Source organism: Citrobacter sp. Cpo091 (genome assembly GCF_030332645.1).
Lineage (GTDB): Bacteria > Pseudomonadota > Gammaproteobacteria > Enterobacterales > Enterobacteriaceae > Citrobacter > Citrobacter portucalensis.
The window spans coordinates 12,894-25,222 of the sequence record NZ_JAOWHL010000028.1 but is presented as its reverse complement, the minus strand read 5'-3'; the positions used below and the strand labels follow the sequence as shown (position 1 = coordinate 25,222).

Here is a 12,329-nt window from a genome sequence, read left to right as displayed (position 1 = left end):
GGAGGTTCATGATGAAACGGCGTTTTCATTCATTAATTATTGCGTGTGTGATCATCAGCCCGCTGGCACATGCAGGTATTCCTGTTCTGGTGGATGCTGACCCACTACGTGAGCTCGAATGGCTGAAAGAGGCACAACGCTGGATACAAACAGCGCAGCATTATGAGAGCCAAATTCAGGCATATAAAGACCAGTTAGCAACGGCCACCGGTGTCCGGAATATTGTTGATTTCGTTGATCAGGCGAAGAGTCTTAAATCAGATCTGGAAAAACTGCGTAAGCCGGGCCAGACACTCAACGACCTGCTACTTTCTGGTGGCACCGCCGGGCAGTTCGATGCGCTATACGCAAAGTACCGGGTTTTCGATACGTGCAACGCGGCGCAGTCCGGAAGCTATGCCGATATCTGCAAACAACAGGTCATCAATAAGGCAATTCAATTTGAGCAGACTAACGAGATCCAGGATCAGGTCAGCCAGGCACTGGGCGAGATCAACAACCTGTCGAACCGTATTGCACTCTCTAAAGACTCAAAGGAGTCGCAGGACCTTGCCAACAGTATTCAGTTGAAATCAGTGATGCTGAACACGCTCACTGATCAGTGGGAAATGAGTGTGAAGGCGGCAGAAAAACGCGGGAAAGTGCTGGAGGATGAGCGTCTCAAACAGTGGAACCAGCAGCAGTTAACTGCACCAACCCCCGATTTAAACCGCTAAAGGAGTTTCACATGCGTTTATTAACCCTTTCGTTCCTGTCCATTTTATTCCTCATCATTTGCGGCTGCAGAGACGAAACCAAAACGACCCAGTGGTACAAAGATCATCCCGATGAGCTGAAAACAGTATATGAAAAATGCCTGAAAACCGGCGATGCCTCTGAAAACTGTAAAAATGCCAATGAAGCTCATTTTCAGATTCAACAGTTAAATGCCCCCACTCCCAACCTGAATTCATAGTGAGGTTAATATGCCTGGTGGTGTATTTATCGGTGTTGAAAAACACCTGATAGGGGGAGTCACCGACGCAACAAAGGGACTGATGATGTCATACTCCGCCATGATGCTGGGACTGGCGGCAACGTCAGCGACACTTTATATCATGTGGCGTGGATACCAGAGCCTGGCAGGTAAGTTGTCCACACCCATGGAGGACGTCATGTGGGACATCATAAGAATGGCCATCATCCTGTCCTTTGTGGCCAATGTCAGCGGTTATCTCGACGGGGTCATTGACGCTATCAATGGCTTAAAAGACGGCTTTTCCGGCAACGATAATATATGGCAACTACTGGATAGCTTATGGGATAAAGCGAAGGTATTAGGCAAAACGTTACACGACATGGATAATTCAACGTACATAAAAGACGAGGGCATCACAGCTCAATTTTATGTGTGGCTTGGGATATTCGTTTTAATGACTATTACAGCCTTTGTTGCAATGATCGCAGAGGTCATGGTTTTGCTGCTCAGCATCACAGCCCCCGTTTTCATCTTTTGTCTCATGTATGGCTTTTTACGTCCCATGTTTAACAACTGGCTGCAAAATATTTTCGCAGCCATATTAACGGTTCTGTTTTCTGCATTGTCGCTACGAGTGGTCGTTAATTATTTAAACTCCCGCTTAGATATTGCCACACAAATATCTGCACAATCTAATATTGTGGAGCTAGGCGCTCAGGTCTGTCTCGCCGGGGTCTGCGCGGCAATAATGGTATACCTTTCTGCAAAACTGGCCGGAGCACTAGCCGGGGCGGGAGCGACTGTCTCCATGCAGGGACTGTCCGCCGTGGGTATAGGCGCAGCGGCGTTTGGTGCAGGGAAATTAGCCGCAGGAGCCGGGAAGCAGACAAACCGCGCAATTCAGGACAATCTTCAGGGATGGAGAGATGCCAGTACAGATAAACCCGGCAGCGGCCCGGGATACAGAGCTGCTCAGGCACGTAAGTATGCCATTGAGCAAATGATCGCCAGGAACGAGGCCCGACGGCTGGCAAAATCAAGAGAAACAACCGTTCAGAAATTTCATCGTTAAACTTGTCATCCCTTGCATACTATTTCCGTCAATCCCCCCGGCGCTAACACTACCCTCTATCCAACCCACTGAGGAAACATCCCATGAAACGCTTGATTGCGCTGATTTTACTGTGCGCGCTTTACGGCTGTGCACAGTCACCCCATCCCCTGGCCTTTAGTGGGCATGGCATCCCGGTAAACACGCCTCAGATGATGGCGGAGTTAAACAATCATGAGTGAACAGTCAATCATTGCTGATTCCCGCACCTTTGAGCAGAAAATGATTGAGCGGGACAAACGCGCCACGAAGGCGGGATTTATGGTTGGCGGCGCGGGCTTACTCATTGCCATACTGGCACTCACCACTGTGGTGCTGATATTACCGCTGAAACAGACAGTTATTGAGCTGTATGCTGTTGATAATCATACCGGACGGTTGGAACACGTCACCCGAGCGTCACAAACGAGTCTGACAGCGGAAGAAGCTTATCAGAAGGCGATGACCTCAAGTTACGTCAGAGTGCGTGAACGTTACATTTACCCTGCCCTACAGGACGATTATTCAACGGTACAGGTCTATAACAGCCCTCAGGTTAATGATGATTATCTGGCACTTTATGCAGGAAAAGACGCCCCGGATAAGGTGTACCAGAATGAGGCCCACACCGTACATATCGACATCCTGTCTAATCAGATCACCGAAGGCACTGCCCCCGATAAAGTCGCCACCCTCCGTTACAAAAAAACTATCCGCCGCCTCGCTGATAGCAGTACGCGTACAGAATACTGGGATGCCCACCTGACATTCCACTCCGACCCAAGTAAGGAAATGAGCGATACAGAGCGGGAAGTTAACCCGTTCGGTTTTACGGTGACCAGTTGGCAGGCAGATCGTGAAATCAGAGGAGTTGAATAATGAAAATTATCATCCTTTTCGCACTGGCGATGTGCGGTATAGCCTGGGGTGCTGCAATACCACAAGCAAGCCGCTACGACGCCCGTCTCCAGCAGGTTGTCTATAACCCGTTTAACGTCACTGTCGTCAATACCCGACCCGGTTTCGTAACCACGCTCATCTTTGACAATGACGAAGCGGTTATCAGTGCTAAACCAGGTTTTGAGGACGCATGGGAAGCCACAACAGACGCAAACCGGGTCAGTATCCGCCCGGTAGCCCTGATTCAGGGTGCCCCCGGAGTGGACGGTAATACTGCGCAGGTGGTCATTCCTCCCAACAGTCACGACTGGCATACCAACATGCTAATCGTTACCACTCGGCGGCTGTATAACGTCGAGCTAAACGTCATCGATGAAAAATCATCGCAGCAGCCTGCTTTTCAGGTGAGTTATCGCTATCCCGATGAAGCACACGAAAAATCGGGCCGTGAAGTCACAACCAAAGCGCGGGAACGGGAGCAGAAACAACAGCAGGCCGATATCCAGCAGGCTCTTAACGCCGCGCAGACGCCACGAAACTGGGACTATCTCAAATATCCGGGGAGCAATAGCACACGTATCGTTCCGGACTTCGCCTATGACGATGGTCGCTTTACGTTCGTGGGCTTCTCCCCAGCCAAATCCATTCCCTCTTTGACAAAAGAGCTAAACGGCCAGGAGCATGTGGTTAACAGCAGTGTCCGCAGGAAAGGCAACTTCACCGTACTGGTTATTCAGGAAGTTACCCCCCGTCTGGTCCTCCGTTCCGGTGGCGCTGTGGTCGGCCTGGAAAATCGTGGTTTCGGCAGGGTTCAGGTCGCAGATGGTGCCACAGTCTCCCCGCAAGTTGAGCGAGTGGTAAAAACCGCAACCAATTAACAGCTGAGGAACTGTACACATGAATGACGAACATCTGCATCCTGTGCCAGATGAATCCAGGTCCTGTCCGACACAGAAGGATGATGATATTGCTGCGCTTGAGCGCGAGGCCCGCGCAAAGCGTGAAGCTGTGCTTCACACCTGGCAGGATGATGACAATAACGATCCAATACAGCCGGCTGTCAATAAACTGAAAAAGCGCCAGCAGGGGAAAGCCACCGCTTTTCTGGCATTCGCTGCCGTTGCCCTGATTGCACTGGCGTGGGGGGGTAACTGGATATACCACAATCTTCTTTGGCAGCCAGGTAAAGAAAAGCCTCAGGAAACTGTGGCCCCGACAGATCGGACCGATTCTCGACAGCGTACCGATCTGGGTACGCACTATATCGACGCGAAAACACCAGAACCGGCGGACAACAACCCTGGTAGTACGACACCCAACGGATCGGAGGCTCTGCCCGACTTAGATAAAGCCCGTTTTCTGGTGCGCCGGGAGGGTTCAGGTTCAGCGGTACGAAATCCGGTGCGGACCCGGCATCAGGAAATGACGCAGGCATCCTCAGCCAGGCAGCCGTCAGAGACACAATATTCTGATACCGGTCAGCCGCTAAACACCTCGTCGCCACAGCCGGAACAGTCCCCGACAGCGGTCCGGCGAATTCCTTATAATCCCGATCTGTACGTGCCGGAAAATACCGCTATTCCCTGCTCACTGGATTACCGTTTTGTCTCAGATCGGGCTGGAAAAATCCGCTGCACGATCGCCGAAGACATCTGGAGCGCCAGCGGTAATACAAAGCTGATAGAAAAAGGGACCACCGCCACGGGGATGTACCAGACTGGTGCAGAAACAGGAATGACGCATGGACAGGGACGCGCATTCATCATCATCACGAAACTGCGTACCCGCCAGCCCCCTTTCCTTGATATTCCGCTGGTCGATACGAATGCTGCCGGAGAACTGGGCGAGGCTGGCGTTGATGGCTGGATAGACTCGCATTTCAGGGAGCGATTTGGAGGTGCATTACTGGTCGGTATGATCCCTGATATTGGGGCATGGGCATCCAACAGCGCCGGTCAGAAAGATCGGAATACCGACTATACAGAAAACAGCCGTCAGGCTATGGCGGATATGGCACGTACCACGCTGGAAAACAGCATTAATATCCCACCGACGCTCTACAAAAATCAGGGTGAAATCATCAACCTGGTCACAGGGCAGGATATTGATTTTTCAGGCATCTACACGCTGAGGATGAAGAGTGAGTAATCGAAAGTTTTTGTTTGGTGTTACGGCGACAGACGTCATCGTAAGGGACGATTTCAGCAACGCTGTCGTCAACGACTTACTGTCACACCTTACCGGAATCAGAAGAATAGTCATGACATGCTATCGTGCCGGGGGCGCATTGATAGAACTCAGTATTGACTCAGGAGAAGAGCAACCGTTCTGTATCACCATCAGTGAAGGCCCTTTGGATGCACCGCCTTTTTCCCCGGACGATATCCGGCTGGCACATAAGCAGATATCGCTGCCTGACGTCACCGATATACTCATTCTTGTGACAACATTAGCCCGCTACGCCGGACTTTCCCCCTCCGTCTCCACCGATGAAGATTCATCTTCTCTGCTGGAGTTCAGTTCGTAGTAAATGGCCAGTTGACGCAGCTTTGATATTTCAAGGTTGATAACGCTTTTTCCTGTGCTGTTTTCCCGTTCGGAAACAACCGGATTGAGTAAAAATATACGGAAATATCTGACGTTTTTAGTGTCCAGAATCTCATCGATATAATGACCAAACCGTCCTTTCGCCATCAGATCTTTACTGACATACAGGCGAACAGGCTTCCCCTCATGTTTATCAAAGAAATTAATCAGAAAACCCCGACCATACCGATGCATTAGGGTCCCACCACCATAGATGACGCCCGAATACGGATTAGCCAATCCACGCTGTATATGCGTTATATATTCATGTAGATAGACCTGATCATGGTGCATGATCCTGAGTCTCAACGCCCGGAACTCATCCTGAGGCAGCGTTTCTTTCGCTTCCTGCCATGTGTCGATAAGTCGCTGAAGCTGGTTGGTTCGCGTGTAGCGACTCCAGCGGGGCTCTTCATTTGTACCCGTTTTATCATCATCCCCGACCGTTTTTCTTGTGTGAACAGGCGTAACAAGCTTCACGGGATCGGATGGTTCGCCATCAGGATCATCTATTGAAGGGTCAAAGCAGTTGATATAGTCCGTCAGCTTTTGCTTTGCTTTTCGTTCTGTGAAATCAGCCTCTGACTCGTCTGGACGCCGGTCCTGATCCGCATCCTCGGTGAATTCGAGCCATTCACATCCGAACTTGTGAGGATGAGGTGAACGGAAGTGCGCAGCCTTGAATTTCTCACCATCTTCAGCTTTGACGTGATAGTTAACACCGCTAATGGTGACATCACAGTTGCGATCGCTACATGAAAAAGTGAACCGCTTCCTTTCTTCCGGCTTTCTGGAAAAAAATTCCATTCGCGCTTCATCAATGGACAAACAGCGCCCGAGTTCATGGCAATAAGCGAACAGTACTTTCGTCTTCGACATACTCCCTCCACAAATGTATCCGATACAAGGATATCACATGAAAAACATCTCTCTCGATCGCTATACACAGCGATTTTTTGGCGATTTTATTGCTCATCCTGGACTAACAGAAATCGCCGTCAACCGCCCGGGCGAGCTATTTACCAAAATTAATGGTATCTGGGAGCTGCACAGTGTTTCGCTGGATTATGAGGGGTGTTACAACTTCGCCAGATGCCTGGCAAAGCATCACTGCGACAATATTGAAGATATCAAACCGGGGCTGTCAGCCACGCTGGAATCCGGTGAACGTTGTCAGGTTATTGTCCCTCCGGCCTGTGAGCGCAACACCGTCTCCATTACTATCCGAAAGCCGTCACAGGTACAAATTCCCCACCAGAGCTATATCGACGCCGGTTTTTATAACAGGGTGACGGGCGCAGAAACCACCCAGACGCACGATCAGGAATTGTTGAGCCTGTATACCGCCAAAGATATCCCGCGCTTTATGGAGAAGTGCGTGGAGTACGGTAAAACTATCGCGGTGGCCGGGGAAACCGGTACCGGGAAAACAACCTACATGAAGATGCTGATTGGTTTTATTCCTCGCCATTTGCGTATTACGACCATTGAAGATAATCCGGAAATCACCTTTTTTGTTCATAAAAACTATGTCCACCTCTTCTATCCGTCCGAATCAGCAGATGAAAAAGGCTCGATTGTGACGCCAGCCAGTCTTCTGCGCTGGAATTATCGCATGAATCCCGACCGTATATTGTTAACCGAAGTGCGCGGTGGTGAAGCCTGGGATTTTCTCAAAATAACCGGCTCCGGCCATGAAGGCAGTATGACTTCCCTGCATGCGGGTTCAGCAATAGAAGCGGTAGACGGTTTTATTACTCGCTGTTATGAAAACCCACAATGCGCCCGGCTGCCCTACACGTTTATGTTACGCAAAGTGCTGGACAGTCTGGATGTTATTGTCAGTATTGATTTAGACGGCAACGTGCGCCGAATGAATGATATCTATTTCCGGCCACTGCACCGTAATGCCTTCTTCGAGGAGATGAAAGCATAATGAAAACCATCAATATACTGTTATTTTTAATGGTGCTTACCGGCTGTTCGTCACCACCCCCACCGGTATCTGTTGAATGGGATAAATCGGGCGAGTCAGTGAATATCAATTTATCGCAATGGAATGACACCCCCGTTATTAATCCTTCCCCAGTCGTTAATGGGAAGTGGTTATTGTCCGTTCACTCAACGCAGTTTAACGAGACACTTTGGACCCCCGACGTATTTTACGCAGTTGCGCATTCGACGCGTATTGTTGTTGCTGCACCATCAGGCACAGCATTCTTTACTGCAACAAGCTGGCTTCGCCAGCATGGCGCAAATGGTGTTATTGAATATCAACCTGCAACTCAGTGCCTGACGTGTAGCGATACCTATATTTATTTTTCACATTAAATATACCGATATCCTGGTACAGAAATTATGGTAAGGACTTCATCATGAAATACGCCTCCATTGCGACGGTAATGCTGTGCATTGCCATTGTGCTCCCTGTTTATTGCTTCGCCTCTGACCCATGCGAAGTCGTGCTTTGTATGTACGGGAAAGCGACCGGAAACAGTGGAGGGAGTGAGTGCCATTCAGCTGAAAAAACTTTCTTTAATATCGTCAAAAAGAATAAACACGGATTTTTACCCGGTCATACACTGAATGCCAGAAAAGCTTTCCTCGGAGAATGTGCCAGTGCCGACCCAGAGGCGGTGAATAAAATCCTGTCCAGATTTGGTAGGCTCAGAGGATAATAAACCCCCGGCCATTATGTTAGTACCTTTTTTTGGGGAGAAATAAATATGGATAAAGAAAACCTTTTTATTTCCAACATCCACTCAATGCATCATGACAGAATATCGGTCGGAGCCGTGTACAGAAAGTTCTCTGAGGAAGCGAATCAGGGATGCGGCCTTTACTATGAGATCTATGAAAGTAGACTGATCAGTTTATTGCGACATCATCTTTCGCGTCTTAATGAACAGGATGCTGACAAACTCAGACGATACGCCGAAAATCAGGGAACGAAAGTCGATGATGAAACCTACCGGGAGGTATTAAAGGCTGAACAGGAATGCCGGGCTGAAATATATCGCGAACAGGTGTGAACCACCGGACATTACACTATGCCTCACAGCGCCACAGACTGACAGACGGCGGGGTTGAGGCTGGCTAATTTCTGGCTTCAATTTCGGAGAAATTGTTAAGCCGTGAAATAAGCCAGTGGAACGCGGACAGAAAATTCAATTTCGCAGAAATTGTTAATTTTCAGGTACCGCATCCATCTGCGCACATTCGCCCACAGCGAATTAAGCAGGCCGGGGGAGCCGCAAAAATTTTGCCGCCCCAGCGAGCAAAAAGGCACGCCCACGTGCCGTTTTTTGTGGGGGGCTTGCCCCGCACACCGTCAAGCCAGGTAATATTTCCCGCCCCAGCGGGGATATTACCAATCAGGCGCGACCAACCCCTTTAAAGCAGCGTTCCCGTTTTTTGGAGCTTGCGAGAAAAAAACAGGCGAAACGCGCGTCTTAAAGGGGTTGGTCGCGCGTAGCGGGCGACGGTGTGCCGCCGTTGACCCTGGGGGTTTTGGCGCGGCGTACAGCCACGCCATTACCCCCATGCGCCAGGCAATAAGGGCGTCCAGCCCGCATGAACTGGTGCACGTCGTTTCGGGCCGGAAAGTCTATCTACCGGCACATGGCTGCACCGCAGCCACCTCTGTTTGCCCCTGCTTTCACCCCAGCTTTTCGCCCAACACCGTGGGGCGAATTGAGGGGGCGATGTCGTGGGGCGAATGGCCGATAAAGGAAGCATTATGGTGTTAAATAAGCTGATCGTTTCACTATCACCGATAGTGGACGGCATGCTGGGACTGCTCGTTTTTATGCACCAGCATCAACCTATTTTAGCGCTATTCTCAGGGCTGACCATGCCATTCTTCGCGTCGATGAAAAGCGATGAACGACTCAAAGCCCCTTTATGGAAAAAGCTGGTGATAGTTTTTTCCATACTGTGCTTTTTGTTTGGCACAATAGCGCCCGTGGTGAACGAATTATTTCAATGGATATACCGAATAAAGATAGCCACCAGCAATACTGTCCTCTCCTGGCTGATACTGATTACCTCTACCGCAGCCGGTTTTGTTTTCCATATTCTTCTGCGCAGGGTGTTAACACCTGAACTCGATAAAGTAAAAAGTCGGTTCGTCAGAAAAACCACTCTGGAAAGGGAATTACGTACTGATGTCCGAACGGTGAAATCGCTGCTACCGGAAACATTGCACTATAACCCGGAGGATTATATTAACCTGAGTAAAGGTATTTTTATCGGCATGAACAGAATGAAACAGCCGATGTACCTGCCGTTAAAAGACTGGCAAAAACAACATGCCGATATCATCGGGACCACGGGGGCCGGTAAAGGGGTGGCCACCGGGATATTACTTTATCAGAGTATTTTGGCCGGTGAAGGCGTATTTGTTATGGACCCCAAAGATGATGAGTGGGCCCCACACCTTTACCGGAAAGCCTGCGAGGATGCAGGGAAATCCTTTGCCCTAATTGACCTGAGGAAACAGGCATACCAGCTAAACCTGATTAACGATATCACCGCTGATGAACTGGAAGAACTTTTTGTCGCGGGTTTCAGTCTGGCAGAGAAAGGACAAGAGTCTGACTTTTATCGCATTGACGATCGCAAAGCAGCCCGAATAGCTGCACAATTTGTCGCCCGTAATACGACCTCAACCATTCGGGATGTGTATAACGGGGAATACGTCCAAAGTATCGCTGATAAGATAAAAGCCTTTTTCGGGAAAATTGAGGAGCTGGCCTTACTCAATGCCATCAATGCACCGGCAGGATTTTCCCTCAATACAATATTTGATAACGGTGGTTGCTGCTATGTGATTGGCTCGATGCGCAACAGCAAAATTATTACCGCTCAGCGCATGCTGCTGGTTCGCCTGTACCAGCTGGCAGAAAGGCGCGATCGGGTAAACCACACACCCCGCCCTATTGCTATTTACCTTTCCGAACTGAAATACCATTTATCCAAGCCTGCGCTGGAAGGCTTAGGTGCGGCACGGGATAAAGGTGTACACATTATTATGGACCACCAATCCATTGCCGATTTAAAAGATTGCCCGGCGGATTTGAAAAGCGATGCCGTGGTGGGTGCAGTTGTGGAGAATGCCAAATTCAAGCTGGTTTATCGTGTCATGGACCCTGATACCGCTGACTGGGTGGCAAGAATGTCAGGCACCATATTAGTCGATGACGAAGTCCGCAAAGCCAAAACAGATGCGGTGCTGACAGAGACTATCGATAGTGAACGCACCATCAGGCAGGCCGAGCGTTTCTTTATCGACAGTAATATGGTGCTGAACCTGCCTGATTTTGTCAGTTTTATATTCACCACCAAAGCCCTCCCCTCTGCTTCACTAATTTCTCCCATCAGGGTTAAAAAAAGGGAACTGGCGATCTGTGCCGTATCGCCCGCTGTTGCCGCCACCGCCGCAAGAGTCAACATTGCCCTGAATTTTGACGAGGAAGAAATGTCATCCGGACCGTCATCAACATCAGTTATCACGACAACACAACCCGATCTCTTTTTTGACAAGCCGGACGAGAAACACACAACAACAAGTGCAGGTGCAGGTAAAGAGGATCATCCCTCGTTACTGAACTTTTAGAAGGGGAAATGATGCTTATCACCGCATACCGCGAGCGCCAGACCCGACATCGCGAGAAGATAATACGACTGCTGAATTTCCTGAAAGAAGAAACGTACAGTGATTTTACAACACTGATGCTGCTGTTCGGCTTCAGGGATCATAAATCACTGTATTCCCTGCTTTCAAAAGTTGAGGGAATGGGGTTAATACAAAAACACGTCCTGGTATCACGTACGAAGAAAATTTCATTGTGGGGAATAACCAACGACGGGCTGGCGGTCGTAATACAGCCTGATGATGAAATTTTCCCGGCCCGGTTTGAGCCTTCAAAACTCACAGGCTGGACGCTGGAACATCACCTTGATAATCAGATGGCGCGGATCATCCTCGAAAAAAAAGGCGCATGCGGCTGGATACATGGCGATCGCACAACTTTCCTGAGTCGTTATCAGGTCAGTCACCGCCCGGACGGGCTAATTGCCCTCCCCAGCGGCACGGTGATCGCCATCGAGACCGAGCGCCATCTGAAAACCAAAGCCCGTTACCAGTCGATCATAGCCAGTCATTTACTGGCCCGAACGCGTAAAGACTGGATCTACGTTTTTTATATTGTGCCAGACCCGCAAAAAAAACTCGGTCTTGAACGGCTGTTTGACAGCATCCAGTACGTCATCGTGAATCATCAACACATCCCACTGGAAACCCGCCACAGGAATGTGTTCCGCATCTACACGATTGACGAACTGCAACGTCTCGATATCGCTACCTCAATGCAAATTTAAATTTTACTGAAGTCATGATAATAAGGGATAGCTCTCATTTTATGATTCTGTCATGCGCCTAGTATACGCAACTATTGCATTCAGGGGTGATCAGGATAGCTCTGGATACCATTCTTCAGATGCAAGAAGATCTATTCTCTGAAACAGCACGTGAGAGAAGTTGCTCTACAGTGTGGTTGTGACTGTAGCCTATTTTTTCTCGGTTTCGTTCATGAAGAGGCCGCTCAGTGAACGCATATTCCGGGCTGAAGTTAACTGATTTTAAGTTTTTTTTATGAGAAAAATCATATTAATTACTTACAGTTAGAACGATATTTTATAAAGATATCGAATGATTTCTCCTGGCATAAAACTGGAACACAAAGCCACGTTCAAATTTATTAAATTGTCATAATTTTGTTAGTGGTATTTTGC

Annotated in this window: 15 protein-coding genes; 14 read left to right on the top strand and 1 reads right to left on the bottom strand. The window is 49.1% G+C overall.

Annotated features, from left to right (window positions below; translation table 11 throughout):
* Positions 1-11: 11 nt before the first annotated feature.
* From OGY04_RS03550 to OGY04_RS03515, 8 genes are all read left to right on the top strand, one after another.
* Positions 12-716 carry a TrbJ/VirB5 family protein gene (locus OGY04_RS03550; protein ID WP_057067595.1) on the top strand — a complete coding sequence of 235 codons (705 nt, stop codon included), beginning with the start codon at positions 12-14 and terminating at the stop codon, positions 714-716.
* A gap of 11 nt (positions 717-727) precedes the next feature.
* Positions 728-955: an EexN family lipoprotein gene (locus tag OGY04_RS03545; RefSeq protein ID WP_057067596.1), complete on the top strand. Its 228-nt coding sequence runs from the start codon at positions 728-730 to the stop codon at positions 953-955.
* A 10-nt stretch (positions 956-965) separates the two neighbouring features.
* Positions 966-2,030, top strand: coding sequence for a TrbL/VirB6 family protein (locus OGY04_RS03540; protein WP_206159633.1), 1,065 nt, complete (start codon positions 966-968; stop codon positions 2,028-2,030).
* An 83-nt stretch (positions 2,031-2,113) separates the two neighbouring features.
* Positions 2,114-2,251 (top strand): hypothetical protein, encoded by a 138-nt coding sequence (locus OGY04_RS03535; RefSeq protein ID WP_181919763.1) that lies wholly within the window; start codon positions 2,114-2,116, stop codon positions 2,249-2,251.
* Positions 2,244-2,927: a VirB8 family type IV secretion system protein gene (locus OGY04_RS03530; protein ID WP_286584768.1), complete on the top strand. Its 684-nt coding sequence runs from the start codon at positions 2,244-2,246 to the stop codon at positions 2,925-2,927. The genes OGY04_RS03535 and OGY04_RS03530 overlap by 8 nt, the downstream gene beginning before the upstream one ends.
* The gene (virB9, locus tag OGY04_RS03525) at positions 2,927-3,826 is read left to right on the top strand and encodes a P-type conjugative transfer protein VirB9 (RefSeq protein WP_202888930.1); all 900 of its coding nucleotides are present in this window, start codon (positions 2,927-2,929) and stop codon (positions 3,824-3,826) included. Before OGY04_RS03530 ends, virB9 begins: the two co-directional genes overlap by 1 nt.
* A 19-nt stretch (positions 3,827-3,845) precedes the next feature.
* The gene (gene virB10, locus OGY04_RS03520; RefSeq protein WP_172408795.1) at positions 3,846-5,096 is read left to right on the top strand and encodes a VirB10/TraB/TrbI family type IV secretion system protein; all 1,251 of its coding nucleotides are present in this window, start codon (positions 3,846-3,848) and stop codon (positions 5,094-5,096) included.
* Entirely contained in the window at positions 5,089-5,475 is a 387-nt protein-coding gene (locus OGY04_RS03515) for a hypothetical protein (protein WP_071941327.1), read from the top strand. The genes virB10 and OGY04_RS03515 overlap by 8 nt, the downstream gene beginning before the upstream one ends.
* Here OGY04_RS03515 and OGY04_RS03510 read toward each other — a convergent pair.
* Complete coding sequence (locus OGY04_RS03510; RefSeq protein ID WP_057067601.1) at positions 5,406-6,413, bottom strand: hypothetical protein; 1,008 nt, start codon at positions 6,411-6,413, stop codon at positions 5,406-5,408. The genes OGY04_RS03515 and OGY04_RS03510 overlap by 70 nt on opposite strands.
* A gap of 37 nt (positions 6,414-6,450) precedes the next feature.
* Here OGY04_RS03510 and virB11 point away from each other — a divergent pair, with 37 nt between their 5' ends.
* The 6 genes from virB11 (at position 6,451) to mobC (ending at position 11,915) form a co-directional block, all read left to right on the top strand.
* Complete coding sequence (gene virB11 / locus OGY04_RS03505; RefSeq protein ID WP_286584765.1) at positions 6,451-7,470, top strand: P-type DNA transfer ATPase VirB11; 1,020 nt, start codon at positions 6,451-6,453, stop codon at positions 7,468-7,470.
* Positions 7,467-7,865, top strand: a complete 399-nt coding sequence (locus OGY04_RS03500) for a cag pathogenicity island Cag12 family protein (protein ID WP_172408852.1) — start codon at positions 7,467-7,469, stop codon at positions 7,863-7,865. Before virB11 ends, OGY04_RS03500 begins: the two co-directional genes overlap by 4 nt.
* A 44-nt stretch (positions 7,866-7,909) precedes the next feature.
* Complete coding sequence (locus tag OGY04_RS03495) at positions 7,910-8,212, top strand: TrbM/KikA/MpfK family conjugal transfer protein (RefSeq protein WP_172408792.1); 303 nt, start codon at positions 7,910-7,912, stop codon at positions 8,210-8,212.
* Between the two features lie 48 nt (positions 8,213-8,260).
* Entirely contained in the window at positions 8,261-8,566 is a 306-nt protein-coding gene (locus tag OGY04_RS03490) for a hypothetical protein (protein WP_044711683.1), read from the top strand.
* A gap of 707 nt (positions 8,567-9,273) precedes the next feature.
* Positions 9,274-11,151, top strand: a complete 1,878-nt coding sequence (locus OGY04_RS03485; protein ID WP_286584763.1) for a type IV secretory system conjugative DNA transfer family protein — start codon at positions 9,274-9,276, stop codon at positions 11,149-11,151.
* Between the two features lie 11 nt (positions 11,152-11,162).
* A complete protein-coding gene (gene mobC / locus OGY04_RS03480; RefSeq protein ID WP_172408850.1) occupies positions 11,163-11,915 on the top strand; it encodes a MobC family replication-relaxation protein in 753 nt (250 codons plus the stop codon).
* Positions 11,916-12,329 lie beyond the last annotated feature (414 nt).